This is a genomic window from Yoonia sp. I 8.24 (genome assembly GCF_022096995.1).
Taxonomy (GTDB): domain Bacteria; phylum Pseudomonadota; class Alphaproteobacteria; order Rhodobacterales; family Rhodobacteraceae; genus Yoonia.
Map to the genome: position 1 here is coordinate 60411 of NZ_JACXGQ010000009.1, position 24934 is coordinate 85344.

A 24934-nucleotide genomic window follows, 5' to 3' on the forward strand; every position below is an offset into this window, starting at 1 on the left:
CTTTTGTAGACGTCTCCCATTCGCCAATTAGATCTTTGCTCTGACCCTCAGATTTGGCCGACGACGCGCGCAGGCTCAGGTTTGAATTTTTATTACACGATTTTGTCTATTGATGGGGGCGACCCTACAGCCCTAAAACATCCATCATATCATAAGCGCCGGGTGCTTTGCCTTGGCCCCATAGTGCGGCCTTAAGCGCGCCGCGTGCAAAGATCGCGCGGTCCGTTGCGAGGTGGCGCAGCACGATGCGTTCGCCGGGGGCTGCAAACATCACGTCATGTTCGCCCACGATATCGCCGCCTCGGATTGCGCTGAACCCGATATCGCCGCGTGTACGTGCGCCTGTGATCCCATCGCGCCCGCTGTCGCGCACGTCGTTTAATTCCACGCCGCGCCCTTCGGCGGCGGCCTCGCCCAACATCAATGCCGTGCCAGACGGGGCATCAACTTTGCGGTGGTGGTGGGCCTCAATGATCTCAATGTCAAAATCTTCATCAAGTGCGGCGGCGACTTTCTGGGTCAGCTTGACCAAAAGGTTCACACCCAACGACATGTTGCCTGCGCGCACAACGACCGTATCTTGCGCGGCAACATTGATTGCGGTTATGTCTTCATCCGTTAGCCCGGTCGTGCCGATCACATGGGTAATGCCCGCTTTGGCCGCGAGCCTCGAAAACGCAACGCTTGCCGCAGGTGCTGAGAAATCGATGACCGCTTGCGCGTCGGAAAACGCAGTTTCGGTATCATCGGTCACGACCACACCAACATCAGCCCCGCCCATCGCGGCCCCAATATCGCGGCCGATCCAATCGTGACCCGCGCGATCCACGACACCTGCCAGGTGGCATTTGTCTGATTCCAGTACGGTTTTGATCAACATCTGGCCCATTGCGCCTGATCCGCCTGTGATGACGATGCCTGGTGTCTGTGTCATGGTCTTTTCCTTCGCGATTACCCCTCTCTTAGCTGGGGATCGCCGTCTGTGCAAAGGCTTGCTTGGCATTGGCGCAGAACAGGCCTAAATGTGGGGCATGGCAAAGAAATCAAATCGCGACGGCAAGGCACCCACACAACGTATGTTGCGCGTGGGCGAACAGTTTCGCCGAATCCTGTCAGAGGTCCTGCAACGCGGCGACGTGCATGACCCTGAATTGAACCGCATGTCCATCACCGTGGGCGAAGTCCGGATGACACCGGACCTCAGCATTGCAACGGCATTTATTCTACCGCTTGGGGGGGATGGCAAAGAAGAGGCGCTCGCTGCGATGCGTCGCAACCGCTATGAAATCCGCCATCTAGTGGTGAAGGGCGGAACGATGAAATTCGCGCCCGAACTGCGGTTCGAAATCGACGGCACCTTCGATCAGATGGACGCGACACGCGCGTTGTTGGCGGAAAGCCATGTGCGTCAGGATATCGACGACTAATGCGCGGGCTTATATTCGCACTGTTGTGGATTGCGTCCCCTGTGGCGGCGGTCACTTGCGCGGATGTGGATTACAAAGGAAACAGCTACACGACCTGCGAAGTCGATGCTGTCAAAGAAGATCTGCGCCTGTTTTTGCGCGACGATGCGGGCGAAATTCTGGGCGGGTTCTCGGCCGTGGATAATTCCATTCCCGACGAAACCCTTGTCTTTGCGATGAACGCTGGGATGTACCATGACGACCGTGCACCAGTTGGGCATTATGTCGAAAACGGTGTTGAAGAGATGCGTATCGTGCCAAATGCGGGGCCCGGCAATTTTGGGCTGCTGCCCAACGGTGTTTTTTGCGTCAATGATGGGTCCGCCCAAGTCTACGAGACCCTGAGTTTTATAGAAAACGCCCCCGCCTGTCGCGACGCCACGCAATCTGGCCCAATGCTGGTGATTGCCGGGGCGTTACACCCGCGTTTCCTGATCGACAGCACATCGCGCTATGTCCGCAACGGGGTAGGAACCACTGCGGATGGCGCGCGCGCGATATTCGCGATTTCAAATAATGCCGTTACATTTCACGAATTCGGCAGTTTTTTCCGCGATTTTTTGCAAACCCCTGACGCATTATATTTCGACGGTAAGGTGTCACGTCTCTATGCGCCTGACCTGCGGCGCTCTGACTTTGGGTTTCAACTGGGGCCGATTGTGGGCGTCGTTGAACAGATCCCAGACCCTGAATAGATGGCCTGTGCCTGCGCGATGATTTGCGGCACGTCGGCGCTTGTTTCTAAAGATTCGATGGTTTCGACGTCAAACCAACGCGCGTCACTGACGTCGTCCGATGCGGATGGGGTGCCCGATACGTAGTGACACAAGACAGAAGCTAGCAAAAAATGATGGGTGATTGTTCCATTAGTGTCGCGCACGATAATATCTAGGTTCGTAATGTAGCGGTCAGGGGTCGCCACAACACCGGTTTCCTCAAGCAATTCACGCGCGGCCGCGTCCAATGCCGTTTCGCCAAAATCAACATGCCCACCCGGAAACCCCCAAAGCCCGGCATCCGGCGCGTTCTTGCGCCGTGCCAGCAAAATTTGGTCGCCACGCAAAACCACCGCTATCGCAGCGAGCCGTGGTTTCTTTGGGTTCCCATCCGCGCAAGTGGCCACTGTTTTTTCCATACCCACAAGCTAAGTGGGTGATGCGTTGCGGTAAAGTGTCATTCCCTCTTGGCCTAGCGCGTCAGAACGCACATATATGCAGGGAAAATTGAATAAGGAGACGGACCATGCTGGAATTGGATACGACACCACAACCCCCCGCTGATCTGATCAAAGACGCTACTGACGCCTCATTTGCTGCCGACGTTATTGAAGCCTCACAAACCGTTCCCGTGATCGTGGATTTCTGGGCACCTTGGTGCGGCCCGTGTAAAACGCTGGGCCCTGCGATCGAGGCCGCCGTGACCAAGGCTGGTGGTCGGGTTAAACTGGTCAAGATCGACGTGGACGCGAACCAAGCCTATGCCGGGCAATTACAGGTGCAATCGATCCCGACAGTTTATGCTTTCTTTCAAGGGCGCCCTGTTGATGGCTTCCAAGGCGCGCTGCCACCCTCTGAGATTGACGCATTTGTAGAAAAAATTGCAGCCCTTGCAGGTGATCCAGAACCCGAAGGCCTGTCTGCGGCGATTGAAGCGGCGGAATTGATGTTGGAAGAAGGCGAGGTCGCTGACGCCGCCGAAACCTTTGCCGCGATCTTGCAAGAAGAACCCAATAGCGCACCCGCCTATGCAGGGCTTGTGCGGTCTTATCTTGCGCTGGACGATATCGATCAGGCCGAGGCTATTTTGAACGGCGCCCCTGCTGAAATCTCAACGGATCCACTGCTCGAAGCGGTGCACGCGCAAATCACACTTGCGCGTGAGGCTGCGAATGCGGGACCTGTCACCGAATTGCAGGCTGCAATCGAAGCTGACCCAGATAATCATCAGGCGCGGCTTGATCTGGCGATCGCGCTGCATGCCAATGGCGATGTCGAAGCGGCTATTGACCAGCTTTTGGAATTGTTCCGCCGTGATCGTGAATGGAATGACGGCGCGGCCAAGACGCAATTGTTCACAATTTTTGATGCGCGCGACGCAAAAGATCCAATTGTCCTAAACGGGCGGCGCAAATTATCATCATTGATATTTGCATAGGCGTCGGATCAGCCTAGGCTATCTGTCATGATACCAATCGCTGACCTGCCAGATGTTGTGCCAGTGTTCCCTTTACCGGGGGCGCTGCTTTTGCCGCGCGCGCGTTTGCCGTTGCAATTGTTTGAGCCGCGCTATCTGGCGATGCTGGATGATGTGCTTAAGACGCAGCATCGGCTGATTGGCATGGTGCAGCCCTATGCGCGCCCGGACGATAGCAGTCGGTTACACGCGATTGGCTGTGCGGGCCGAATCACGACATTCACGGAAACCGACGATGGGCGCTATATGATTACGCTCACTGGCGTGTCGCGGTTTCGGATCACGCAAGAGGTTGACGGGTTTACACCTTACCGGCGTTGCAACGTGAATTGGGGCGGATTTGAACGCGATCTTGGTGTCGCCGAAAAAGACCCTGATTTTGACCGTGACCCGTTCCTTAAAATGCTTGGCCGCTTTTTTGAAGACAAAGGCCTGTCAACCGATTGGGACAGTCTGGGCGAGGCCGATGATGAATTGCTAATCAATTCGCTTGCGATGCTTTGCCCGTTCGCACCCGAAGACAAGCAAGCCCTGCTAGAGGCACCATCGCTGTCTACCCGCCGCGAAACCCTGACAACCTTAATCCAATTCGCCCTGCGTGGCGGATCAGGCGACGAGATTTTACAATGAACGAAACAGAATTTGACCCCAAAATGCTCGAGGCTTTGGTTTGCCCAATGACCCAAGCCACGCTGGAATATGACGCGGAAAAACAAGAGCTGGTGTCAAAAAACGCACATCTCGCATTTCCTATCCGCAATGGCATACCGGTGATGTTGGTCGATGAAGCGCGTAAGCTGGATTGATCGTTCGCTATCGAACTGATCAGCCACTAATCTCACCTCGCTCAAAACAGGCGATATCTGCTTGCGTCATGTAAGGAATCTTATTCTCCTTACCGATGCTCCATTGCCAGTCGACGATTTCAGTATTTGTTGCAATAATGATGTCGGTGCCGCCTTCGAACCTAAGTGCTATCTCTGCACCGGCGTTTATCGTTGCCGAGATGATTGGTCGATAAATCATGGCTGCCCATATCGTAGTCCAAGCAATGCTATCTTGATCTGAATGATCCATTAGGTCCGGATGGTCTGACTGTAAGGTCTTCACTAAGGGTTTTATCTTGTTAGAAAACATTCCATTGAAATGAAGATAATAGTTATTTCTTCCTAACCGCAGCGTCCAGGTATCGCCAGTCGTAAACCCGATAACCCAATTCCCGATGATCAGCTGTTCCAGCCGCCGATTTGCTTCAGCCAAATCGATGACATCGTACGCCACGGCGCTAACCCTGCATCAATTTTGGCAAATCACCCGATAGCCCTGCGGCCTCGCGGATGAAACTGCGCCGCAGGCCGGGCATTCCGTTGACCACGCCCATGCCAATGTCACGCAACCCGCGCAGGACTGGGTTATCGTTCGAAAACAACCTGTTGAACGTGTCGGTGGCCAGCGCAAGCGTCGCCGTGTCGAACCGCCGCCATTGTTGGTAGCGCTGCAAAACTTGGGGTCCGCCGATGTCTTCGCCGCGAGCGCGGGCGTCTGAAAGGACCTCGACCAAAGCTGCCACGTCGCGCAGCCCTGCGTTCAACCCTTGCCCGGCAATCGGGTGCATTCCGTGGGCCGCATCCCCGATCAGCGCCATGCGGTCAGCGATAAAACTATTGGCCAGCGTCAGGCCCAGCGGGTAATTGAACCGCGCGCCAGTCAGGCTGATTTGGCCCAGAAAGCTGCCAAACGCAGGGCGTAGTGCGTCCAAGAAATCAGCATCATTCATTGCGGCCAATTCTGTGGCGCGTGCATCGGTCTCGCTCCAGACAATGGAGCTACGGTTTTCGGTAAGCGGTAAAATCGCCAGTGGGCCTGCGGGCATAAAGAATTGATGCGCAATGCCGCCGTTTGGCTTTTCATGGGCGACTGCGCATACCACGGCGGTTTGGCCGTAACCCCAGCCCGTGCGTTTGATCCCGGCGCGTTCCGCCGTGCCACTTCTGCGCCCGTCTGATCCGATCAGAACGGACCCGGTGACGGTCTTGCCAGAGGCCAATGTGACTTGAGCCGTGGACGGAGTAATGTCCTGAGAAATAACCGTTTCTTCGGACATCTGCGTGATCAAAGGCGCTGCCGCCATCGCATCTAGAAATGCGCGGCGCAGGTGGCGATCTTCGACCATAAAGCCCATCGGGCCTTCTTCGATTTCGGCATGGTCAAAATGCAGCATCCACGGGCTCGCACCCTTGCCCGCGACACCATCTGTGACCTTAATTTCCAACATCGGCTGCGCGTGATCCGCCACAGCGCCCCAGACATCAATCCCTTTCAGCAGGTGTTTTGAGGACAGCGCCAGCGCATAGCTGCGCCCGTCAAAATCAGGCTGCTTGCGTTGATCAATTGGCAAGCTGTCAATGATCGTGACCGCAAAGCCCGCCTGCGCCGCCGCCAAAGCCAAAGCAGGCCCATTCAGCCCGCCACCCACAATGATAATATCCGTATCCATAGGGCGTAATATGACCGCGCGTACGGGATTGTCCATGCGGTGTGTGGCCCCACCGAAGGTTGTTTATGCAAACCATAACGGATCGCGGGTTAGCGTGTTATTCTATTGGGAAATGAAGGGTCGGCGAAACGTCAGGCTAGCGTCGGAGCTTTGTGCAGACTTCGGTGGGGCTATTTGCCGTGAATGGTCACTGAGCCCTTTCACTGAATTTCTGTAGAAGGTCTACTGACCAAAATGAGCGTGCGCTGAGATTCTCCCACCCTCTAGGACTATTGTTTGATAGGCGAAGGGGGCTCATTTCATTGTAGGAGCCCGATCGTTTTTCCATCCACCAATACAACATTGTCTCGACCACTCCAGTGGTCACTTCTTCATCCGTAATTTCAAGAGTTACCTCAGCAAGGGAATATCCTTCACCATAGGTGCTTGCCAGCTTTTCTGGATCGACCAGAACCACGCTGGCTGGGTCATCAATATCAGCGAATGCCACCATCATGGGATATGCATCCTGCGGAACTTCGGCTGATCCGCGATGGCGCTCGATTGATCTGGCCCAGCGGTCGAACTCGCTGCCGCGCGTGTAAGGAAATTGGGTGAATGTGTGGTAGGCGAGACTTTCCACACCGTCCAATAAGACAAACAGATATTTGCCCGGTGCAACCTCGACCACAACCGCTTCGCCCCGGACATCGCTGCGCACACCGCGTGCTTCGGGTGGGGCGTACCAGCTGTCGCTATGGGTTTTTGTGATCTGGGTGACGCTATATCCGCTGACTTCCCCGGTAGGGGTTTGCACGGTGACAGTCAGTTTTTGGTGCCACGTGTAGACCTTGTTGCAACTGGCGGTCAGCAGCAAACACAGGAAAAGCGCCGTGCGGATGATGATGTTCATTGATTTGAAACACGTTCTAAAATGGTTGTTGAAAACTATATTTTCAAACTACACGACGCTTCAAATGTATCAATAGGCTTACCCGCAGCACCCGCTTGTGCAGGTTGATTTAGCGATTGGGTTCAGGTCTTCTTGGGTCAGTGGGAAATCACCCGTGAGGGTTGGCTCGGGGACTTGGAGCGCGTCAGACAGCTTTGCGACGGTGGAATGTGGTAAGATAGAGAGCGTCTCTGCCTCTATTTTCGCCAATTTCCGTTCTGTCAGGCCGGAGAGTTTGGCAAGCTTTGGCCGCCCGATTTTGCGCCCTTTGCGGATGGCTTTGAGCCGCTCACTGTCGATTTTGATAAGGTCTGTCATGTGATCTAACTATCAAGCGTGGGCATCGTTTTCCAGTCAAAATTCGGATGCAGTTGCCACGTTATCCGCGATTGTTCTTAGATTTTTGCGTCGTTATGGTCACCCCAAGACAGGAGATTTCAGATGCAAGACTGGCGATGGATGACGGCGGCGGATTTGGGGCGTGCGATTGGGGCGGGGGATATTGACCCGGTTGCCCTGACCGATGTCTATCTGGATGCCATTGATGCGCATGAATTTCGGGATCGCATTTATGCACGTGTGATGCATGACCGTGCGCGGGCAGAGGCTGCGGCGGCATCTGCGCGCGCCAAATCGGGGTTCCGCCGTGGGCCTTTGGATGGTGTGCCTGTGTCGTGGAAAGATTTGTTTGATACCGCAGGCGTTGCGACCGAAGCGGGGACCGCTTTGATGGAAGGGCGCGTGCCGGATACGGACGCGCGCGTCTTGCAAGATGCGACAGCGGCGGGGCTGATCTGTCTTGGCAAAACACACATGTCCGAGATTGCGTTTTCGGGGCTTGGCCTGAACCCAATCACCGCGACGCCCCCATGCGTGAACGATCACGCGGCGGTGCCGGGGGGGTCTTCGTCGGGGGCGGGGGCTTCGGTCGCGTTTGGTTTGGCGGCGGCGGGCATTGGGTCTGATACGGGGGGATCTGTGCGCATTCCGTCTGCGTGGAATGATTTGGTCGGTTTGAAAACCAGCCATGGTCATCTGTCGCTAGAAGGCGTCGTGCCGCTGTGTTTGACGTTTGATACGGTTGGTCCACTGTGCCGATCAGTAGAAGATGCTGCACTGGTGTTCACCGCCTTAGAGGGTGCAAAGCCCGTTGATCCGGGTGGTGAAACCCTAAAAGGTAAGCGTCTAATGGTGCTCGATACGATTGCGCCTGACGATGTGCGCGATGCGCCGCGCGCCGCGTTCCAAAATGCGGTTGAGCGGCTGCAAAATGCCGGGGCGCATATTGAACACCACAGTTTTGCGCCGCTTGTTGATGCTTTTGGCGTTGCCGGAAGTCTTTACGGCGCGGATAGCTATGGTTGGTGGCGTGATCTGGTTGAGGCCAACCCAGAAAAGATGTTCCCGCAGATTTTGGAGCGTGTGCGCGGCGGCAAATTGGTCAGCGGCGCTGATTATGTGGCGGGCTGGAATTTACTGCGGGGTATTCGTAAGCAATATGCTGAAATGACAGCAAAATTTGATGCGGTGATCATGCCGACAGCGCCAATCTTGCCCCCGAATGCAGACCGTCTGCTGGCGGATGAGGAGTATTATAAAACTGAAAACCTGCTCGCGCTGCGCAATACCCGCGTGGCAAACCTGCTTGATCTGACTTCGATCACGTTGCCGACCAGGGTGCCGTCTTGCGGGATCATGTTGAACGGGCAAAACGGGGGGGAGGCCGCGTTGTTGCGGCTGGCGGTCGCGGCGGAACAAGCCTTGAGCTAAGCGCGACGGATTTTTACAGCTGCGCCGTTGTAAGGGTTCATACGTTGCTGAACCCGGAGAAAAACATGTTACGCATTTCACTTACCGCATTGGTGACCGCCGCTGTGCTTTCGGTCCCCGTTACTGCAAGCGCCCAGCCCACGCCAATGCCTACGCCAACACATGAACCAAAGGCCGCCACGAACACGCGCGCCCCCGCAACAAACGTGGTTGTTGCGGTTGTTGCGCTTGCGCTGGTTGCAGGGGTGGTTGCGCACCACCGTCGTTGAGTGAACCGCCAGCAGATCGTCGGCCCAATGTGGAACGTCACTAACCTTTGACGGGATCCGCTGGTCTTTCTGAATCCAGTCTACGCGCCAGGTCACGCATTTCTAACCCAAACCGGACATTCAACGCGTCTGGCCTATATGTCTGGCATGCGGACAAAACGCCATTTCGCTGCGGCTGCTCCAAGGTCTGCTTTTCGCTTTTCGCTCTACTGCTCAGGAGCGATAGTGGGCCAGTTCAAGCGTGCCTGCCAGATCACGCTGCTCAACGCTTTCAAAGACGATTGATGTTTCAATGCGGCTGATCTCTTCGCGAGAGGAGAACCGCTCCACAACCAATCGATGCAGATGAGACGTATCCCGCGTCACAACTTCGACAATCGCGTCGAAGCGCCCGCCGATCATTCGACCCGCACGCACCTCTGGGATTTTCAAGATTTCTCTGAGAAACCGATCAAGTTCCGTCTTCTGATGTTCGGCCATCTGGATGAAAAGAAGCGCCTTGAGTGACAGGCCCAGCCGATCCAGCCGGAGATCGGTATAGGTTCCCGCAATCAGGTCGCTTTCCTGCAGCCTCTTCAGCCGTTCATGTACGCTCGAGGCTGACAGTCCGACCTCGTAGGACAGCTCTTTGTTAGTCATCCGTGCATTATTCGACAAAAGCGCCAAAATCCGTTGATCTGTTCGGTCGATTTCCATTTTGCCCCCCGTTTCCCGAAATCGCTTCGATGGCGTCGACAATAAGCGGATGATAAACGTCAATTACAAAAAAATACAGAACTTTGTTCGGCATTAATCAAATTTAACCAAAACAAGAAAGGGGATGCACCATTGAACTCTCAGCTTTCTTCGTTTTCGCGTTCATAGCCTCCGTCACACCCGGGCCATCAAATGTCCTGCTGACGACGGTTGGCGCTCGGATGGGCATTGTTCGCGGCGTACCCGCCTTGCTGGGAACAGCTGTGGGCACAGGCCTCGTTCTGTTCGTCGTAGGGTTCGGTCTTGGCGTGACCCTCTTGGAGCACGACATGGCCTTATCTGCGCTACGCGTCGTGGGAATGGGTGCGATCCTCTGGTTGGCATGGATGATTGCATTCGCGCCTGTTGCAGACGCATCAAAACCGGACAGCGCGCAGGCCTTATGCTTTCTACCCGCGTTCCTGCTTCAATGGCTGAACCCCAAGGCATGGATTGTCTCAGTGTCGATTGTCGGGGCGTTCATGGCCGCAGACGGGTCTGCCTTCCTCCAGGCGAGCACGCTCAGCGCGGTGTTCATTTCTGCTGCCATTTTGGGATGCTTTCCATGGCTTGCCAGCGGGGCCGCCCTGCGCAAGCTCTTACAAAATCCAACGGTTGCACGGCTCTTCAACTATGCCCTTGGCCTGAGCCTCGCTGCATCCATGATTATGATTATCTGAAAAGGAAGACAAACATGTTCGACACTAAGATCGCCATCATCGTCCATGAAGATCTGGCCACATGGCAGAAATTGAACGTCACCGCGTTTCTGATGAGTGGTATCACAGGAGCCAATTCCGACCTGATCGGCAAACCCTACGAAGACTGTGACGGCAATACGCATCTGCCGATGAGCGTTCAGCCTGTGATCGTTCTGTCAGGCGCGGCCAATGTGCTGACCAACATCCGGAAACGAGCCCGCGATCAGGGCGTCGAAACCGTGGCGTACATCGAGGAGATGTTTGCCACAGGGCACGACGACGCCAATCGGGCGGTTTTTGCCGAACATGGACCCGACGAGGCCAATACCGTTGGCATCGCCTTGCGCGCCGACAAGAAGATCGTGGACAAGATCACCAAGGGAGCGAAGATGCATGGATGACTTGTCCAGATCGCGCCGTTGGTAATCCCCGTAGCGGACAGTCGTTCGTGGTGCAGCATTCGGCTAAATGGGCTCATTTGAGACATTCGCTGCAGCCGCCCCCAAGGTCCGCTTTGCTTATCTAGGGCAATGTTGTGGCGTAAAGGTCAAACATCTCTGACGGTTCATACCAAAAAACCACAAATTCATACCGTTTTGCGGCTTGTTCTGGACAGCGCGGGGGGCAACAGGCTAGTTTGGTAAAAAACGGGGCGAAATGATCCCGTGAATTGAGGCATTTATGGTATTCCCCGCGCGGTTTTCGGACCTCCCGGTTGCGATGTGGCCACGTTTGCGCGCGCTTTTAGACGTGCCGACGCAGGCAACAGACGTGATTAATATGACGATTGGCGAACCGCGCCACCCTTTCCCCGATTTCGTCGGCGATATCCTTGCGGACAATTTGCAAGGGTTTGGGAATTATCCCAACAACAACGGCACCGATGATTTGCTGGATGCGATTGCGGGGTTTTTGAACCGTCGTTACGGGCTGGATATCGCGCATGAGCAAATTCTGACACTGAACGGCACCCGCGAAGGGCTGTATAATGCGGCGATGGCACTATCGCCCGAAATGAAGAACGGTCAGCCTGTCATACTGACACCGAACCCGTTTTATCCGGTCTATGCAGTTGCCGCCTTATCTGTGGGGGCTGAACCGATGTTCGTGCCCGCCACCGAAGCCACAGGGCATTTGCCGGATTTCCATGCGCTTGCACCTGACGTGCTGGACCGTACCACCGTTGCTTACATCTGTTCGCCGGCCAACCCGCAGGGGGCGGTGGCCGATGTTGATTACTGGCGCGCGCTTATCACCTTGGCCGAGAAACACGATTTCATCATTTTCGCGGATGAGTGTTATTCCGAGATTTACCGCAACACGCCGCCACCCGGCGCATTGCAGATCGCCACTGAAATGGGTGCAAACCCGGACCGCGTGGTGATTTTCCATTCGCTGTCAAAACGGTCGAACCTGCCCGGACTACGGTCAGGTTTTTGCGCGGGTGGGGTGAAATCTATTGCGCAGATTCGTCAATTGCGCGCCTTTGCGGGCGCGCCGTTGCCCGGCCCTATGCAGGCAGTCTCAGCGAAGGTTTGGGCAGATGAGGCGCATGTCGTGGAGAACCGCGCGCTCTATATGCGCAAGTATGAGATTGCGGATCAGATTTTTGACGGCCTGCCGGGATACCATTCCCCACAGGCCGGATTTTTCCTGTGGCTTCCTGTCGAAGACGGTGAGGCCGCGGCGCTAAAGCTGTGGCAGGAAACAGGCGTGCGGGTGTTGCCCGGTGCCTATTTAGCCCGAGAGGCAGCGGGTGAAAATCCCGGCGCGGGCTACATTCGGGTTGCGATGGTGGCCCATGAAGACGAATTACAGCGTGGATTGACGTTAATTCACGACTGTTTGTACGGTTAAGGACGGTAAAGATGGCATCATATCAAACACGGCAGCGCGATCCGCTTTTGGACAGTGCAACGCAGGCAGCGCTTGAAAAACGTAGCAAAGAATTGGTGGGTTTTGGCCTTGGACTTTTAGGGCTGTTGATTGCCTTGATCGTTGGCAGCTATTCACCTGATGATCCCAGCTGGATTTCTGCGACCGATGCGCCGGTGCAAAACCTGCTCGGGCATTTCGGTGCCTCGATTGCAGCGCCGTTAATGATGGTTGTCGGGCTTGGGATTTGGGTCGTGCCCGTGTTGTTGATCGCATGGAGCGCCCGGTTCATACTGCACCGTGGACAAGATCGCGCGATTGGCCGGATCATCTTTGCGCCGATCGCGATTGTTGTGGGGGCCGTTTATGCGGCCACGCTGACGCCTGGCGCTGATTGGCCTGCGAACTTTGGTCTTGGTGGGTTGTTTGGTGACACCGTTTTGGGTGTTATTTTGACAATTGTGCTCTTTGGTGCGGTATTTGGTGTGAAATTTTTGTCATTCATGGCCGCCGCTGCGCTAGTCGTACTGATGGCGTTTGCGCTTGGATTTACCCGCCCAGAACTGCGTGTCGCTGGTCGGTTTCTTATGCTTGGTACTGTGATGCTTTACGCAACCCTGCTGAAACTGGTCGGCAAAGGGGCCGTGCTTTCTGCGAAAGCGGCGCACGGAATGAACACGAACATTCAGGCTTATCGGGCGAGCGCCGCAGAGCGCCGCGCCGTTGATTTTGACGATGCCGCTGAGGAACTGATCGAGGATGAGGTTCCCGCGGCCTCCACACCAGATTTCAAAGCACGCGCCGCCGCTGTTGTGCGTGCCCGTCCGGCGATGCCCATTGCTGAGCCACGCGTATCGGGTGACACGCCCAAAATGCCACCTGCGCCACCGCTTACAGCGTCGCGCACGTTGGACGTGCCAGCCCCAGCCCCTGAGCCTGTTGAACAGTCAACCCAACCCAGCGGCGGTAGCTTTCTGTCAGGTCTATTGAAGCGCAACGACACCATGCCAGAACCTGAATTGGTGACGCCTGAAGCCATCGCACCAATTGCGCCACTGGCCACGGATTCTGAGCGTGTGAGCAGCCGTATTGCGAATGCAATCAAGGCGCGTGAAATTCCACCGTCTCCAACTGGCGTGCGGATTGAACCTGCTTTGACAGCGGGCCGTGGTCCGCGACCGCTTGTCTTTGCTGATCGCGAAGAACCAAGTGTTGAACAGGTGGCTGCAGTTGCGCCTGAGCCAATGCCAGAGGCGGGATCTGTTCCAGCCCCAATTTTGGAACGCGCGCCGATTGCCGATCTTGAGCCCATGCCCGAGTTCGACGACGAAGACACATCAAACCCAATGATGGATGCGGCGCCCTATGTTGCTGCACCCCATATGCCGATCCCAACCGCCCATGTACCAGTGGCCCCAACAACGGAGCCGCGCGCGGTCGTACAGCACCCGCCAAAGCGTGCGCCGCAGCCGTCGCGCCAAGCAAAGGCAGAGGCACAGCCCGCACTGGCATTTGATGAAAAGTACGCCGATTATGAGCATCCGCCGCTCAACCTGTTGATGAACCCTATCGACATCCAGCGACATCACCTGAGTGATGATGCGCTGGAACAGAATGCGCGTATGTTGGAAAGCGTGCTGGATGATTACGGTGTCAAAGGCGAGATCACATCGGTGCGCCCCGGCCCTGTTGTCACCATGTATGAGCTTGAGCCCGCCCCAGGTTTGAAAGCCTCGCGCGTTATCGGGCTCGCCGACGACATCGCGCGGTCTATGTCTGCGCTGGCAGCACGTGTTTCAACCGTGCCAGGCCGGACGGTGATTGGGATCGAACTGCCGAATGAAAACCGTGAAAAGGTTGTTTTGCGCGAAATCCTGTCACACCGTGACTTTGGCGATGGCAATCAAAAGCTGCCGCTTGCGCTTGGGAAAGATATTGGCGGTGAACCGATTGTCGCGAACCTTGCAAAGATGCCCCACCTGCTGATTGCGGGGACCACGGGTTCTGGTAAATCTGTGGCGATCAACACAATGATCTTGTCGCTTCTTTACAAGCTGACACCCGAAGAATGCCGGATGATCATGATCGACCCTAAGATGTTGGAATTGTCTGTTTATGACGGGATCCCGCACCTGTTGTCGCCCGTTGTGACCGACCCGAAAAAGGCAGTTGTTGCCCTCAAATGGGTCGTTGGCGAGATGGAAGAACGGTACCGCAAGATGTCCAAAATGGGTGTGCGGAACATCGACGGCTACAATGGTCGCGTCAAAGATGCGCTGTCCAAAAACGAAATGTTCAGCCGCACCGTGCAGACCGGGTTTGATGATGAGACCGGCGATCCGATCTTTGAAACCGAAGAATCCACACCGGAGGTGCTGCCCTATATCGTCGTGATCGTTGACGAAATGGCCGATTTGATGATGGTAGCGGGCAAAGAAATCGAAGCTTGTATTCAACGGCTTGCACAGATGGCGCGTGCGTCAGGTATCCACCTGATCATGGCGACACAACGCCCGTCTGTGGATGTCATCACCGGCACGATCAAAGCGAACTTCCCCACCCGAATTTCGTTCCAGGTCACGTCGAAAATCGATAGCCGCACGATTTTGGGTGAAATGGGTGCTGAACAACTGCTTGGCATGGGTGACATGCTTTATATGGCGGGCGGGTCCAAGATTACCCGCGTCCATGGCCCGTTTGTGAGCGATGAAGAAGTCGAAGAGATTGTGAACCACCTCAAGGGCTTTGGTCCGCCGGAATACATGTCTGGCGTCGTCGAAGGCCCACCTGATGATCAAGGCAGCAGCATTGATTTGGTGCTGGGGCTTGGCGACGGGTCTGATAGCGAAAATGCGCTATATGACACAGCAGTTGCGATTGTGATCAAGGATCGCAAATGTTCGACGTCTTACATCCAACGCAAGCTCGCCATCGGCTATAACAAAGCCGCGCGACTGGTCGAACAGATGGAAGACGAAGGTGTCGTGAGTTCCGCCAACCATGTCGGTAAGCGTGAGATTTTGGTGCCTGAACAGCATTAAGCTGCGCGCAATTGCGACTATCCAACGTATTAGATGTTGAGAACTGTTTGCTACACAAGTAGCGGTTTTTTGTTCTTGGCGTGGCGTTCGATCAAGCGGCGCTGTTGTTTGTTTGGTGGAATGAAGCTTGCTGGGTCGGGGCTGTAGTCCGCGTCATTCAATGCGGGAAACAGTTCGCGTAGCATAATCGCGTCTTGCAAACTTACAGACTTTAGCGCTTCCGGCCCGGTAAATAGGCTTTCGGTAGGGGCACTTTCAGCAAAGAGAATTTCATGACGGTCAAGCAGCAGATGGTAATATGCGATGTCATGCTCTGGCACCTCAATCGAAATGCCGGGCAGGATTGTTTGTTTGATCGCCGGTATTAAGTAGTCACGGATATCGAACATACGCACTGCAATGGGTGATCTAACCAAGAGACGGTGTTGGCGCGACACCCACAAATCTTGCTTGGGTAGGTTAGCCCCAAGCGCGCCGGCGCGAATTCGGATTGGGCAAAGTGACTCGTTTGCGCGCATTTGTTTTTGGGTGATTTTTTGACACCCGATCCAGCGAATAACCTGAAGATCGTGATCTTGCGTAGCGAGTAGGTCGCCAACTTTCAGTGTTTCGACACGGCGCTCACCGTGTTGGGTAAGGATACGCGTGCCAGTCACAAAACAATCGACCGCGCTGACATCAGCTTGAAAAGAATTGCTGAGCGAATCAGCGATCGCATCAACGTCCTGACCAACAGTGAAGCTTGATCCAGTCGTATCATAAAGGGTCCCGGCGTTACCTGTGTTTTGATCATAGAGATAGGTTGATGCGCCCGTATCTGCACCACCGCCACCGGTAGTATATGCATCCCATTCTGCGTTATCGATCAGCCCGTCGCCGTTCACGTCGTTGATATTGATAACAATATCAACCGTGTTTACGGAATCCACCGTGACAGGATTGTTGCCGCTGACTTCAGCGACACTGCCCGGCGGGAATGTAAGCGTGATGATCGGCATCGTGAATGTCCTCACTGTGGCGAATCGTCAAAACGTACCGACAAAAGCTAATAAATTATGACGGTACCAAACATTGCAGGCACAACCTTATAGGTGTCAATGGGCTAAATTTCTACTTATTGGGGTGGCGGGCCTCTTTTAGAGAATACATCTACCGGCTCAGGACGCGATCTACTGCGCATAAAATAACCCCCGCCTGCATGTGCAAAACGGGGGCAAATTTCGTAACGCTGTTGTGTTGCTTAGAGTAAACCTACGCGCTTGTGTCGCAGGCAAATACTTGCGCTTCAAAGTTACATAAACTGCGCCGCGCAAGGACATATGGCTTTGGCTGCGTTGCAAATGCTTCGGGGAAAAGGCTGAACAATTCCGCTTGCCCTATATCTGTTCCCTCGGTCGGCGCCCCCCATGATGGAAGCAGGCTTTCGCTGCGTACGTTATCTGTTGTGACGATTTCATGTGCTTCAAACAGGATATGAACGTAGTCGACAAAGCCGGATTTACGATATCGGATCGTTGTGTCGTTAATTAGGAATTTGGCAGGTACCAATATTTCAGCCTCGCCGAATAGCAATTCGGCCCGCCACCCCGTGACCAACACGCGGTGGTTTGGGGATAGCTCTAAGTGGCAAGTGTTTCCTATTGCGCCTGGTGCAAAGTGTACGGGCGCGCAATTTCCCAGTGCGGGGAAGCGTTTGCGCCCAATCCATCGAATTGGCTGATACCCGTGGTCTGCCGTAAGTACCATGTCGCCGACTTCAAGCGTCTCGATAAGCTTTTCACCGGCTGCTGTGCTAATGTACGTGCCTGCGACAAAGCAAACCGGGCCACCGTTGATAATTTCGACATAGTCACCGATGTAGAAATTGGAGTTACCTTCTTCAATAGTCCCACTATCAATGAAGAATTGTAATTAAGGTCGAAGTCTCGTTCGCGATCAAGCGTAACTGTTGCGCCGCCATTGTCCCCGATGTTTGTTCCCGGTGCAATTGTGAGCGTATTGCTGAGCGTTGGGCCGCCGTCGGATGGGATCAGCACATTGGCGTTAAACCTGACGTAACTATCGCCAAGGCCAGAGATGTCAGATTGAACATTCGCGGTCTGTCCCGGGTTTTGAGGCGCGTAGTTGTATTTTATCAACGACGCATCTGGTGTTCCTGCGGCGACGCTTGCGAGGTAGGCCTGATAATCCGCGTAGTTATCAAATATCGTGAGATCAGAGATCGCGCTCCCGTTCCCAATTTCGCCATCCGCGGTTGGATTGGTGACTTCGAATACAACAAGGTCATCGGCGTCAAAGACGCTTGAGCCGTTTTGAAACGAAACGGTACCGGCATTGTTGTTGCCACCACTGGAGTTTGTACTGATGTTTCCACCTTGGATAACGTCAGCGCCTAAAACAGCGAAGGATGCAGTCGCCATAATTTAACCTCCAATGCCCGGTTTCTACTTTCGAAAACCTCCAACCACCATAACGGTACTTGGCTAAGGTTGTTACGTGGCTAAAAGGATAGGAAATCGCGTTTATATGAAGTTAGTTATTTTTGGAAGGGTTTATCTATCTGCAGCATCCGAAGCGCGGTACAATTACAGGTATAAAAAACCCCCGCCTGATTGCTCAGACGGGGGTTTCTATTCCTCACGTAGGATTGCTTAGAGCAAACCTTCGCGCTGGAGCTTCTTCCGAGCCAGCTTGCGCTGACGACGGATAGCTTCTGCTTTTTCACGCGCCTTACGGACGGACGGTTTTTCGAAATGTTGCTTAAGCTTCATTTCACGAAAAACGCCTTCACGCTGAAGTTTCTTTTTCAGAGCACGCAACGCCTGATCGACGTTGTTATCACGAACACTAACCTGCATGTGGTTTTCACCACCTCTCTAAGTTGGATTTGCAAAAATTGCAGGAAATGGGCACATAGCAATGACGGGCCCGTTTGTCTAGTACCCGCCACCGCGAGGAGAACGCCAATGACACAGACTATGATTGATCCCACCAAAGCCGCGCTGCTGGACGCAATTCTGCCGCATGTCGTCTTTGATGGGTGGTCGCCCGCCGCATTGGCTATGGCTGCAAAGGATATTGGGCTTGATGATCCGGCGGCAATCTGTCCGCGTGGTGCTGTGGATTTGGCAATTGCGTTCCATCAGCAAGGCGACGCGGCGATGGTGGCGTCATTGGCCACGGCTGATCTATCCGACATGCGCTTTCGCGACAAAGTGGCAATGGCGATTCGCCTGCGGCTGGCCGCGGTTGATGACAAAGAGGTCGTGCGCCGTGGCACAACCCTGTTTGCGATGCCGCATATGGCGGCGGACGGCACAAAACTGATCTGGGGCACCGCCGATGCGATTTGGACGGCCTTGGGGGATACATCACAAGATGCGAATTGGTACAGCAAACGCATGACGTTAACCGCCGTATATGCCGCTGTTGTGCTGTATTGGCTGGGTGATGAAAGTCTCGATGGCGAAGCCACCGATGCGTTTATTGACCGCCGTATCGAAGGCGTGATGCAATTTGAAAAAGTCAAAGCGCGGGTAAAAGCAAACCCGCTATTCAAGCCGCTCACCGGACCGCTTGACCGTATTTTAGCCGGGGTAAAGGCACCGTCAGCGGCTGCGCGCGATGACCTCCCCGGTGTTTGGAAGGATCCGCAATGATGAAAGCCGTTGAAATCGCCGCCCCCGGCGGGCCAGAAGTGCTGACCCTGACCGACCGCCCAATGCCCGCGCCTGCCTATGATCATGTGGTGATTAAAGTCGCCTATGCTGGCGTGAACCGTCCGGACGCGTTGCAGCGCGCGGGCCTATATAACCCGCCCAAGAATGCGAGTGATCTTCCGGGACTAGAGGCGTCAGGCACCGTTGCCGCGATTGGCGCGGGCGTGACATCTGTGGCGGTAGGAGATGCGGTTTGTGCGCTTTTGCCCGGCGGTGGCTATGCCGAATACGTGGCCACGCCTGCGGCGCATTGCTTGCCCGTCCCAAAGGGGCTGAGCATGGCGCAGGCGGCCTGTCTGCCGGAAACATTCTTTACGGTTTGGTCGAATGTCTTCATGCGCGGTGGATTGCAGGCCGGCGAGCGGTTTCTGGTCCATGGCGGCGGGTCGGGGATTGGCACAACTGCAATTCAACTAGCGAAAACCTTTGGCGCGCGTGTCTTCACCACCGCTGGGAGCGATGAAAAATGCGCGGCCTGCATGGGCTTGGGGGCCGAAGCTGCCTTTAACTATCACGATGTCGATTTTGTTGAAAAAATGCAAGCGCTTGGTGGGGCTGATCTGATCCTTGATATGGTGGGCGGCCCGTATATTCAGCGTAATATCAAATCTTTGGCGGATGACGGTAGATTGGTGCAAATCGCATTTCTGCAAGGGCCGAAGGTCGATATTAACCTGATGCAGGTGATGATGCGGAGGTTGACGTTGACCGGATCAACGCTGCGCCCGCAATCTGATCTGGCCAAGGCGTGGATTGCAGATCAACTGCGCACGCAGGTCTGGCCACGTATCGCAGCGGGCGATATCGCCCCGGTGATGGACCAAGAATTCGCACTTGCCGATGCCGCTGCGGCCCACGCACGGATGGAAAGCAACGCACATATCGGGAAGATAGTGCTGCGCGTAAATGACTAGTGTAGGTCCGGAACGCGGTTTTTGCGACGTTCCGACATCGAAATAATCAAAACAATTGGAACGACAAGTAAGCTCGCCCAACTTGTAACAGCCCAGCTGTTGAAAAGTAACTCTCCTAGCCCGGCGTTGGGTGAGGGAAGCTCAAGAATATTCACTTTAAACATCACGGCGGAAGATGCAGCGCAAATAGACAGAGCTGAGATTATTGTAATGCAGACATAGATTAGATCGCGAAACGGACTTCCGGCCCGGTATTTAGAAAGATTTATCGCGACAGCCCAACCTGAAAATACGCCTGCCGCAACGATAATAAGTATATTTAGCACTGAATATCTCCTTTATTCTATACTCCTTTATAACGGATCTATTTTTGCTGCGGGGGAAAGGCTCTATAAACAGGCAGGTGCCAGCCGAACGCGATGCTGCCTGCTCGCAGAGCAAATGCGCTGCCTGCGCAGATCGATAGCGCGAGCGGCTGCGGTAACCCAAAGTAGTGCGCGAGACTTGCCGCAACCCCGCCGAGCAGGGCGCAAGTGACGTAGAGTTCGCCTTGTTTGAGTACCAGCGGGACTTCGTTGCAGACCACATCGCGCATCAACCCGCCAAAACACCCGGTAATAATCCCCATGATCACAACAATGCTGGGCGGTTGGCCCATCGCGACAGCGACCGCGACCCCGGCGGGCACCGCTATGGCCAACGCGCAGGCATCCAGCCAGACAATCGTGCGATAGCGGCTTTCAAGCAGGTGCGCGGTGAAAAAGACAAGCAATGCAGCCAGACAAGCCACCCCGATATAGGATGGCTGTGCGACCCAAAATACGGTGTCGCGGTTCAAAATGATATCGCGCAAGGTGCCGCCGCCAACAGCGGTAAGACTGGCCATAAAGACAAAGCCCACCAAATCAAGCTGCGCGCGGCTGGCGACCAAGGCACCGGTCAGGGCAAAGACAAAAACCGAAGCGTAATCAAGAAACGCGAGCACGGTCATTTTTTGAACGGCGCCATGCCAGCGCGGGCCAATTCATCTGCACGCTCATTCTCGGGGTGCCCAGCATGCCCTTTGACCCATTCCCATGTCACGTCATGGCGCAAGCGCGCCGCGTCAAGCCGTTGCCACAAGTCAATATTCTTGATCTCGCCGCCCTTTTTCTTCCACCCTTTGGATTTCCAACCGTAAATCCATTTCGTGATCCCGTCTTTGACATATGAACTGTCGGTGACCAGCGTTAGTTTGGACGCGTTGGAGAGCGTTTCAAGCGCGTTAATCGCTGCGAGAAGCTCCATGCGGTTGTTGGTCGTATGGGCTTCACCGCCTTTGAGATCACGCTCTTTCACGACGGTTTCGCCATCGCGTGCGATCAGCACGGCACCCCAGCCACCCGGTCCTGGATTTCCAGAGCAAGCCCCGTCGGTGTAAGCAAATAGTTCAGGCATCGGTCACTTTCTTGGCGCGCATGATGACAAAGGGGTCATTTGTTCCGGCAAGCCCCTTTCCAACGCCTTCGCGTGTGAAAACGACCGTGAGCCCCGCAGCGTGCAGCAAGTCCTTGAGCTCTACCACTTCGACATATGTGTAAAGCCGCGCAATTGCGTCGCGTGCCTTGCCCGTCCCGGTTTTCATGCCGATATGAAAAATACCGCCGGGTTTCAAGGCGTTGCATATATCTTGCAGATGTCCGGGCAATGCAGCGCGTGGGGCGTGCAGCAGGCTAAAATTCGCCCAGACCCCATCATATGTGGCTATCGCGGTGATATCGTCAAAGCGCGCGAGGCGGGCGTTGATTGCATGGGTTTGATTGGCCAGATCGACCATGCCTTGGGCGGCGTCCACCGGATCGGGGAGCAATCCGGCGTCGCGCATATGCGCAGAGGCGCTTGCAGGCCCGCAACCTAAATCAAGCACATGTGCGCCTTTGGGCATTATGTCGATAAAGGCCTGAAGGTCCGCGTCGGGATGATCCGTTTTGTTGAATTTGGCGTAATCAGCCGCTTTGGCGTTATAGGTTGCGATCGTGTCTTGATCAGGCATCACATGCATTTCCTATGCTGGTTCGCGCAGAACGCGAGGCACTTTGAATTCGACGTTTTCTTGTGCGGTTTCAACCAGTTCGACGGTCACGTCATAACGCGCGCGGAAAGCATCGATGACTTCGTTGATCAGGACTTCTGGGGCGGATGCGCCTGCGGTGATTCCTATTGATGCAATGCCGTCTAGCGCGCGCCAGTCGATATCGGTCGCGCGTTGCACCAGCTGCGCATAGGGGCAGCCTGCGCGCGCGCCGACCTCAACCAAACGCTTAGAGTTTGACGAATTCGGGGCGCCGACGACCAAGATTGCGTCGCATTTTGGTGCGATTGCTTTGACCGCTTCTTGGCGGTTTGTGGTGGCGTAGCAGATGTCTTCTTTATGGGGGCCAACGATTTTGGGAAAACGTGCGTTGAGTGCGGCCACGATATCAATCGTGTCATCGACTGACAGGGTTGTTTGGGTCACAAAGGCAAGCCGGTCCGGGTCGCGGACCTGCACGGTGGCGACATCTGCGACGGTTTCAACAAGCAGTACTTCGCCGTCCGGCAATTGCCCCATTGTCCCAACGGTTTCAGGGTGGCCTTCGTGGCCGATCATGATCATTTGCAACCCGTTGTCAGCGTGGCGTTGGGCCTCGATATGGACTTTGGACACCAGCGGGCAGGTCGCATCAACATAAACCATTTCGCGTTTCGCAGCCGCTGCTGGCACTGCTTTGGGAACCCCATGCGCCGAGAAAATTACAGGGCGATCATCGGGGCATTCTTCCAGTTCTTCGACGAAAACCGCCCCCAAATCGCGCAGCCCATCGACCACAAATTTATTGTGTACGATTTCATGGCGGACATAGACGGGAGCGCCCCATTTTTCGATCGCCATTTCGACGATCTTAATCGCACGATCAACGCCTGCACAAAATCCGCGCGGGGCAGCAAGGTATAAAGTCAAAGGGGATTGGGTCATTTTTATCCTCGGGTGGTTACCCTAGAGGTAAGACCTTGACGCCGCCGCGTCCAGTAGAGGACGCCAGACAGTTGCCCGTCTGGCGGAAGATTTATTCGCTGTCGTCTGCGACTTCGCCAACGAATTCAGGACGAGGTTCACGTGTTGGGCGTCCCACCACATCACGCAATTCGTCTAATTCGATGAAGTTGTCGGCCTGACGGCGCAGTTCATCAGCGATCATCGGTGGCTGACTGCGGATTGTCGAAACCACGGAAACACGTACGCCTTGACGTTGCAGGCTTTCAACCAACGGACGGAAATCGCCGTCACCAGAGAAGATCACGACGTGATCGACATGCGGCGCGAGCTCCATCGCATTCACGGCCAATTCAATGTCCATGTTTCCCTTGACCTTACGGCGGCCCATACTGTCGGTGTATTCTTTGGCCGGTTTGGTCACCATGGTGAAGCCGTTGTAGTTAAGCCAATCAACCAAAGGGCGAATTGGCGAATACTCGTCATTCTCAAGCAAAGCGGTGTAGTAGAACGCGCGCAACATCTTGCCGCGGCGCATAAATTCCTGCCTGAGTAGTTTGTAGTCGATGTCAAAGCCCAGCGACTTTGCAGCTGCATAAAGATTTGAGCCATCGATGAAGAGCGCGAGACGCTCGTCCCGATAAAACATGAAATATCCTTTCAAAAATATACACGTTGCCAGCAAACAGTGAGTGGTGTGTGTTGTGCTGGGGTCCCAGTATTGTAATGTCTTAAGCTTAACTGGCAAGTGGCGAAAATGATAGAAGAATTGGAAATTGTGCTTATCGCCTTCGGGAGTAACGAAAATTCAGTTTTTGGTGACCCTGCGGAAACTGTACTAAAAGCCATGAAAATAGTGGCGGGTATTTCAAATTCGAATCCCATTTTTAGCGATTTTTATAGCACCCCGGCATTCCCAAAGGGTGCTGGTCCCGATTTCGTGAACGCGGCAATGGCCATCACCACAACCGATACGCCCAGCGCGGTTCTGACCAAGTTACACGAGGTCGAGGCGATGGCCGGACGCACGCGCAAGGTGCGTTGGGGGCAGCGGACGCTTGATTTAGATTTGATCGCGGTCGGCGAAAGGATCCTGCCTGACGTGCAAACTTACACGCACTGGTGCGAATTAACTTCTGAGGAGCAGCAAAGTAACGCGCCTGATCAATTGATTCTTCCGCATCCACGCATGCAGGATCGGTCCTTTGTTTTAGTTCCGCTAAGCGATGTGGCCCCGCATTGGGTGCATCCTGTGTTACAAAAGACGGTCACCGAAATGCGTGATGCCTTGCCCGCCAAGGACTTAGCAGAAGTTACGTGGCGCGGTGCGGCATAATAATTATCCGCCGGTTCCGGCCTGCACCCCTTGTCAATCGTTTTGTTTCGCAATAAACAGCGCTCTTGCTATGTTCCCTTGTCCGACTGGAGTACGCCAATGGCCCGCGTCACCGTAGAAGATTGCGTCGATAAAGTACCGAACCGTTTTGATCTTGTGATGCTTGCGGCCCACCGTGCCCGCGAAATCGCCGCTGGTGCGCCGATTACCGTCGCCCGTGACAACGATAAGAACCCAGTTGTGTCCCTGCGCGAAATCGCCGAGGAAACGCAGCAAGCCGATGATCTGCGCGAGCGGATGATCGAAGCGAACCAGACTCAGATCGAAGTTGATGAGCCCGAAGAAGATAGCATGTCCTTGCTGATGGGCGCAGAGGCCGACAAGCCTGTTGAAGACGACATGTCCGAAGAAAAACTGCTGCGCGCGCTGATGGAAGCGCAAGGCCAGCGCTAAAAGGCCTTTGCCGGCCTACAA

31 protein-coding genes are annotated in these 24934 nt (G+C 54.8%); 15 read left to right on the plus strand and 16 right to left on the minus strand.

Annotated features, from left to right (window positions below; genetic code table 11):
* Positions 1 to 124: 124 nt before the first annotated feature.
* Positions 125 to 934 (minus strand): 4-hydroxy-tetrahydrodipicolinate reductase, encoded by an 810-nt coding sequence (dapB, locus tag Yoon_RS15910; RefSeq protein WP_238113544.1) that lies wholly within the window; start codon positions 932 to 934, stop codon positions 125 to 127.
* A 97-nt stretch (positions 935 to 1031) separates the two neighbouring features.
* Between dapB and rbfA the strand changes: the two genes are divergently transcribed.
* The gene (gene rbfA / locus Yoon_RS15915; protein WP_113774986.1) at positions 1032 to 1427 is read left to right on the plus strand and encodes a 30S ribosome-binding factor RbfA; all 396 of its coding nucleotides are present in this window, start codon (positions 1032 to 1034) and stop codon (positions 1425 to 1427) included.
* On the plus strand, positions 1427 to 2161 hold the full coding sequence (locus Yoon_RS15920; protein WP_238113546.1) for a phosphodiester glycosidase family protein: 735 nt from the start codon (positions 1427 to 1429) through the stop codon (positions 2159 to 2161). Before rbfA ends, Yoon_RS15920 begins: the two co-directional genes overlap by 1 nt.
* Here the strand turns inward: Yoon_RS15920 and Yoon_RS15925 are convergent.
* Positions 2110 to 2589 (minus strand): NUDIX hydrolase, encoded by a 480-nt coding sequence (locus tag Yoon_RS15925; protein ID WP_370642193.1) that lies wholly within the window; start codon positions 2587 to 2589, stop codon positions 2110 to 2112. The genes Yoon_RS15920 and Yoon_RS15925 overlap by 52 nt on opposite strands.
* A 119-nt stretch (positions 2590 to 2708) precedes the next feature.
* Here Yoon_RS15925 and Yoon_RS15930 point away from each other — a divergent pair, with 119 nt between their 5' ends.
* From Yoon_RS15930 to Yoon_RS15940, 3 genes are read left to right on the plus strand one after another with little or no spacing between them, the layout of a single operon-like run.
* Entirely contained in the window at positions 2709 to 3620 is a 912-nt protein-coding gene (locus Yoon_RS15930) for a co-chaperone YbbN (RefSeq protein WP_238113548.1), read from the plus strand.
* 27 nt (positions 3621 to 3647) lie between these two features.
* Positions 3648 to 4289 (plus strand): LON peptidase substrate-binding domain-containing protein, encoded by a 642-nt coding sequence (locus Yoon_RS15935; RefSeq protein ID WP_238113549.1) that lies wholly within the window; start codon positions 3648 to 3650, stop codon positions 4287 to 4289.
* Positions 4286 to 4465 (plus strand): Trm112 family protein, encoded by a 180-nt coding sequence (locus tag Yoon_RS15940; protein WP_238113550.1) that lies wholly within the window; start codon positions 4286 to 4288, stop codon positions 4463 to 4465. Before Yoon_RS15935 ends, Yoon_RS15940 begins: the two co-directional genes overlap by 4 nt.
* 19 nt (positions 4466 to 4484) lie before the next feature.
* Here the strand turns inward: Yoon_RS15940 and Yoon_RS15945 are convergent, their stop codons facing one another.
* The 4 genes from Yoon_RS15945 to Yoon_RS15960 form a co-directional block, all read right to left on the minus strand.
* A complete protein-coding gene (locus Yoon_RS15945; protein ID WP_238113552.1) occupies positions 4485 to 4940 on the minus strand; it encodes a hypothetical protein in 456 nt (151 codons plus the stop codon).
* Positions 4941 to 4944: 4 nt separating this feature from the next.
* Positions 4945 to 6192, minus strand: coding sequence for a UbiH/UbiF/VisC/COQ6 family ubiquinone biosynthesis hydroxylase (locus Yoon_RS15950; RefSeq protein ID WP_238113554.1), 1248 nt, complete (start codon positions 6190 to 6192; stop codon positions 4945 to 4947).
* Between the two features lie 151 nt (positions 6193 to 6343).
* Positions 6344 to 7048 carry a hypothetical protein gene (locus tag Yoon_RS15955; RefSeq protein ID WP_238113556.1) on the minus strand — a complete coding sequence of 235 codons (705 nt, stop codon included), beginning with the start codon at positions 7046 to 7048 and terminating at the stop codon, positions 6344 to 6346.
* Between the two features lie 78 nt (positions 7049 to 7126).
* The gene (locus Yoon_RS15960; RefSeq protein WP_238113558.1) at positions 7127 to 7405 is read right to left on the minus strand and encodes a helix-turn-helix domain-containing protein; all 279 of its coding nucleotides are present in this window, start codon (positions 7403 to 7405) and stop codon (positions 7127 to 7129) included.
* Positions 7406 to 7528: 123 nt separating this feature from the next.
* Here Yoon_RS15960 and Yoon_RS15965 point away from each other — a divergent pair, with 123 nt between their 5' ends.
* Together Yoon_RS15965 and Yoon_RS15970 are read left to right on the plus strand one after the other, a co-directional pair.
* Positions 7529 to 8857: an amidase gene (locus Yoon_RS15965; protein WP_238113559.1), complete on the plus strand. Its 1329-nt coding sequence runs from the start codon at positions 7529 to 7531 to the stop codon at positions 8855 to 8857.
* A gap of 65 nt (positions 8858 to 8922) precedes the next feature.
* Positions 8923 to 9126 (plus strand): hypothetical protein, encoded by a 204-nt coding sequence (locus tag Yoon_RS15970; protein WP_238113561.1) that lies wholly within the window; start codon positions 8923 to 8925, stop codon positions 9124 to 9126.
* A 213-nt stretch (positions 9127 to 9339) separates the two neighbouring features.
* Here the strand turns inward: Yoon_RS15970 and Yoon_RS15975 are convergent, their stop codons facing one another.
* Complete coding sequence (locus Yoon_RS15975; RefSeq protein ID WP_238113563.1) at positions 9340 to 9822, minus strand: Lrp/AsnC family transcriptional regulator; 483 nt, start codon at positions 9820 to 9822, stop codon at positions 9340 to 9342.
* 164 nt (positions 9823 to 9986) lie between these two features.
* On the opposite strand from Yoon_RS15975, the gene Yoon_RS15980 reads away from it, so the two are divergent.
* The 4 genes from Yoon_RS15980 (at position 9987) to Yoon_RS15995 (ending at position 15478) form a co-directional block, all read left to right on the plus strand.
* Positions 9987 to 10541 carry a LysE family translocator gene (locus tag Yoon_RS15980; RefSeq protein WP_370642200.1) on the plus strand — a complete coding sequence of 185 codons (555 nt, stop codon included), beginning with the start codon at positions 9987 to 9989 and terminating at the stop codon, positions 10539 to 10541.
* A 14-nt stretch (positions 10542 to 10555) separates the two neighbouring features.
* Positions 10556 to 10963 (plus strand): DUF2000 family protein, encoded by a 408-nt coding sequence (locus tag Yoon_RS15985; RefSeq protein WP_238113567.1) that lies wholly within the window; start codon positions 10556 to 10558, stop codon positions 10961 to 10963.
* Between the two features lie 280 nt (positions 10964 to 11243).
* On the plus strand, positions 11244 to 12419 hold the full coding sequence (locus Yoon_RS15990) for an aminotransferase class I/II-fold pyridoxal phosphate-dependent enzyme (RefSeq protein ID WP_238113568.1): 1176 nt from the start codon (positions 11244 to 11246) through the stop codon (positions 12417 to 12419).
* A gap of 11 nt (positions 12420 to 12430) precedes the next feature.
* Positions 12431 to 15478, plus strand: a complete 3048-nt coding sequence (locus Yoon_RS15995) for a DNA translocase FtsK 4TM domain-containing protein (protein ID WP_238113569.1) — start codon at positions 12431 to 12433, stop codon at positions 15476 to 15478.
* Positions 15479 to 15528: 50 nt separating this feature from the next.
* On the opposite strand, the gene Yoon_RS16000 is transcribed toward Yoon_RS15995, so the two are convergent.
* The 3 genes from Yoon_RS16000 to rpsU form a co-directional block, all read right to left on the minus strand.
* Positions 15529 to 16476 (minus strand): Hint domain-containing protein, encoded by a 948-nt coding sequence (locus Yoon_RS16000; protein ID WP_238113570.1) that lies wholly within the window; start codon positions 16474 to 16476, stop codon positions 15529 to 15531.
* Positions 16477 to 16729: 253 nt separating this feature from the next.
* Entirely contained in the window at positions 16730 to 17377 is a 648-nt protein-coding gene (locus tag Yoon_RS16005; protein WP_370642201.1) for a Hint domain-containing protein, read from the minus strand.
* 752 nt (positions 17378 to 18129) lie between these two features.
* Positions 18130 to 18336 carry a 30S ribosomal protein S21 gene (gene rpsU, locus Yoon_RS16010; RefSeq protein ID WP_008231221.1) on the minus strand — a complete coding sequence of 69 codons (207 nt, stop codon included), beginning with the start codon at positions 18334 to 18336 and terminating at the stop codon, positions 18130 to 18132.
* Between the two features lie 108 nt (positions 18337 to 18444).
* On the opposite strand from rpsU, the gene Yoon_RS16015 reads away from it, so the two are divergent.
* Positions 18445 to 19137: a COQ9 family protein gene (locus Yoon_RS16015; protein ID WP_238113571.1), complete on the plus strand. Its 693-nt coding sequence runs from the start codon at positions 18445 to 18447 to the stop codon at positions 19135 to 19137.
* Complete coding sequence (locus Yoon_RS16020) at positions 19134 to 20111, plus strand: NAD(P)H-quinone oxidoreductase (RefSeq protein WP_370642195.1); 978 nt, start codon at positions 19134 to 19136, stop codon at positions 20109 to 20111. The genes Yoon_RS16015 and Yoon_RS16020 overlap by 4 nt, the downstream gene beginning before the upstream one ends.
* Here the strand turns inward: Yoon_RS16020 and Yoon_RS16025 are convergent.
* The 6 genes from Yoon_RS16025 to Yoon_RS16050 form a co-directional block, all read right to left on the minus strand.
* Positions 20108 to 20437 carry a hypothetical protein gene (locus Yoon_RS16025; RefSeq protein ID WP_238113572.1) on the minus strand — a complete coding sequence of 110 codons (330 nt, stop codon included), beginning with the start codon at positions 20435 to 20437 and terminating at the stop codon, positions 20108 to 20110. The genes Yoon_RS16020 and Yoon_RS16025 overlap by 4 nt on opposite strands.
* Before the next feature lie 38 nt (positions 20438 to 20475).
* Positions 20476 to 21102, minus strand: coding sequence for a trimeric intracellular cation channel family protein (locus tag Yoon_RS16030; protein ID WP_238113573.1), 627 nt, complete (start codon positions 21100 to 21102; stop codon positions 20476 to 20478).
* On the minus strand, positions 21099 to 21548 hold the full coding sequence (gene rnhA, locus Yoon_RS16035; RefSeq protein ID WP_238113574.1) for a ribonuclease HI: 450 nt from the start codon (positions 21546 to 21548) through the stop codon (positions 21099 to 21101). The genes Yoon_RS16030 and rnhA overlap by 4 nt, the downstream gene beginning before the upstream one ends.
* Complete coding sequence (locus Yoon_RS16040) at positions 21541 to 22143, minus strand: class I SAM-dependent methyltransferase (RefSeq protein ID WP_238113576.1); 603 nt, start codon at positions 22141 to 22143, stop codon at positions 21541 to 21543. Before Yoon_RS16040 ends, rnhA begins: the two co-directional genes overlap by 8 nt.
* Before the next feature lie 12 nt (positions 22144 to 22155).
* On the minus strand, positions 22156 to 23106 hold the full coding sequence (ispH, locus tag Yoon_RS16045; protein ID WP_238113578.1) for a 4-hydroxy-3-methylbut-2-enyl diphosphate reductase: 951 nt from the start codon (positions 23104 to 23106) through the stop codon (positions 22156 to 22158).
* Positions 23107 to 23197: 91 nt separating this feature from the next.
* On the minus strand, positions 23198 to 23773 hold the full coding sequence (locus Yoon_RS16050) for an NYN domain-containing protein (RefSeq protein ID WP_238113580.1): 576 nt from the start codon (positions 23771 to 23773) through the stop codon (positions 23198 to 23200).
* A 108-nt stretch (positions 23774 to 23881) separates the two neighbouring features.
* Between Yoon_RS16050 and folK the strand changes: the two genes are divergently transcribed.
* Positions 23882 to 24460 carry a 2-amino-4-hydroxy-6-hydroxymethyldihydropteridine diphosphokinase gene (gene folK / locus Yoon_RS16055; protein WP_238113582.1) on the plus strand — a complete coding sequence of 193 codons (579 nt, stop codon included), beginning with the start codon at positions 23882 to 23884 and terminating at the stop codon, positions 24458 to 24460.
* 99 nt (positions 24461 to 24559) lie between these two features.
* Positions 24560 to 24913 carry a DNA-directed RNA polymerase subunit omega gene (rpoZ, locus tag Yoon_RS16060; RefSeq protein WP_090201487.1) on the plus strand — a complete coding sequence of 118 codons (354 nt, stop codon included), beginning with the start codon at positions 24560 to 24562 and terminating at the stop codon, positions 24911 to 24913.
* The last annotated feature ends 21 nt before the right edge of the window (positions 24914 to 24934 follow it).

What these genes read in the sequence shown, in the direction of transcription:
- rbfA (WP_113774986.1), top strand. Translation starts at nt 1,032, where the DNA reads ATGGCAAAGAAATCAAATCGCGACGGCAAGGCACCCACACAACGTATG.
- Yoon_RS16000 (WP_238113570.1), bottom strand. Translation starts at nt 16,476, where the DNA reads ATGCCGATCATCACGCTTACATTCCCGCCGGGCAGTGTCGCTGAAGTC.
- rpoZ (WP_090201487.1), top strand. Translation starts at nt 24,560, where the DNA reads ATGGCCCGCGTCACCGTAGAAGATTGCGTCGATAAAGTACCGAACCGT.
- Yoon_RS16050 (WP_238113580.1), bottom strand. Translation starts at nt 23,773, where the DNA reads ATGTTTTATCGGGACGAGCGTCTCGCGCTCTTCATCGATGGCTCAAAT.
- Yoon_RS15970 (WP_238113561.1), top strand. Translation starts at nt 8,923, where the DNA reads ATGTTACGCATTTCACTTACCGCATTGGTGACCGCCGCTGTGCTTTCG.
- Yoon_RS15985 (WP_238113567.1), top strand. Translation starts at nt 10,556, where the DNA reads ATGTTCGACACTAAGATCGCCATCATCGTCCATGAAGATCTGGCCACA.
- Yoon_RS15975 (WP_238113563.1), bottom strand. Translation starts at nt 9,822, where the DNA reads ATGGAAATCGACCGAACAGATCAACGGATTTTGGCGCTTTTGTCGAAT.
- Yoon_RS15930 (WP_238113548.1), top strand. Translation starts at nt 2,709, where the DNA reads ATGCTGGAATTGGATACGACACCACAACCCCCCGCTGATCTGATCAAA.
- Yoon_RS15990 (WP_238113568.1), top strand. Translation starts at nt 11,244, where the DNA reads ATGGTATTCCCCGCGCGGTTTTCGGACCTCCCGGTTGCGATGTGGCCA.
- ispH (WP_238113578.1), bottom strand. Translation starts at nt 23,106, where the DNA reads ATGACCCAATCCCCTTTGACTTTATACCTTGCTGCCCCGCGCGGATTT.
- rpsU (WP_008231221.1), bottom strand. Translation starts at nt 18,336, where the DNA reads ATGCAGGTTAGTGTTCGTGATAACAACGTCGATCAGGCGTTGCGTGCT.
- Yoon_RS15920 (WP_238113546.1), top strand. Translation starts at nt 1,427, where the DNA reads ATGCGCGGGCTTATATTCGCACTGTTGTGGATTGCGTCCCCTGTGGCG.
- Yoon_RS16040 (WP_238113576.1), bottom strand. Translation starts at nt 22,143, where the DNA reads ATGCCTGATCAAGACACGATCGCAACCTATAACGCCAAAGCGGCTGAT.
- Yoon_RS15935 (WP_238113549.1), top strand. Translation starts at nt 3,648, where the DNA reads ATGATACCAATCGCTGACCTGCCAGATGTTGTGCCAGTGTTCCCTTTA.
- Yoon_RS15995 (WP_238113569.1), top strand. Translation starts at nt 12,431, where the DNA reads ATGGCATCATATCAAACACGGCAGCGCGATCCGCTTTTGGACAGTGCA.
- Yoon_RS15960 (WP_238113558.1), bottom strand. Translation starts at nt 7,405, where the DNA reads ATGACAGACCTTATCAAAATCGACAGTGAGCGGCTCAAAGCCATCCGC.
- dapB (WP_238113544.1), bottom strand. Translation starts at nt 934, where the DNA reads ATGACACAGACACCAGGCATCGTCATCACAGGCGGATCAGGCGCAATG.
- Yoon_RS15955 (WP_238113556.1), bottom strand. Translation starts at nt 7,048, where the DNA reads ATGAACATCATCATCCGCACGGCGCTTTTCCTGTGTTTGCTGCTGACC.
- Yoon_RS15965 (WP_238113559.1), top strand. Translation starts at nt 7,529, where the DNA reads ATGCAAGACTGGCGATGGATGACGGCGGCGGATTTGGGGCGTGCGATT.
- Yoon_RS15950 (WP_238113554.1), bottom strand. Translation starts at nt 6,192, where the DNA reads ATGGACAATCCCGTACGCGCGGTCATATTACGCCCTATGGATACGGAT.
- Yoon_RS16020 (WP_370642195.1), top strand. Translation starts at nt 19,134, where the DNA reads ATGATGAAAGCCGTTGAAATCGCCGCCCCCGGCGGGCCAGAAGTGCTG.
- Yoon_RS16015 (WP_238113571.1), top strand. Translation starts at nt 18,445, where the DNA reads ATGACACAGACTATGATTGATCCCACCAAAGCCGCGCTGCTGGACGCA.
- rnhA (WP_238113574.1), bottom strand. Translation starts at nt 21,548, where the DNA reads ATGCCTGAACTATTTGCTTACACCGACGGGGCTTGCTCTGGAAATCCA.
- folK (WP_238113582.1), top strand. Translation starts at nt 23,882, where the DNA reads ATGATAGAAGAATTGGAAATTGTGCTTATCGCCTTCGGGAGTAACGAA.
- Yoon_RS15940 (WP_238113550.1), top strand. Translation starts at nt 4,286, where the DNA reads ATGAACGAAACAGAATTTGACCCCAAAATGCTCGAGGCTTTGGTTTGC.
- Yoon_RS16030 (WP_238113573.1), bottom strand. Translation starts at nt 21,102, where the DNA reads ATGACCGTGCTCGCGTTTCTTGATTACGCTTCGGTTTTTGTCTTTGCC.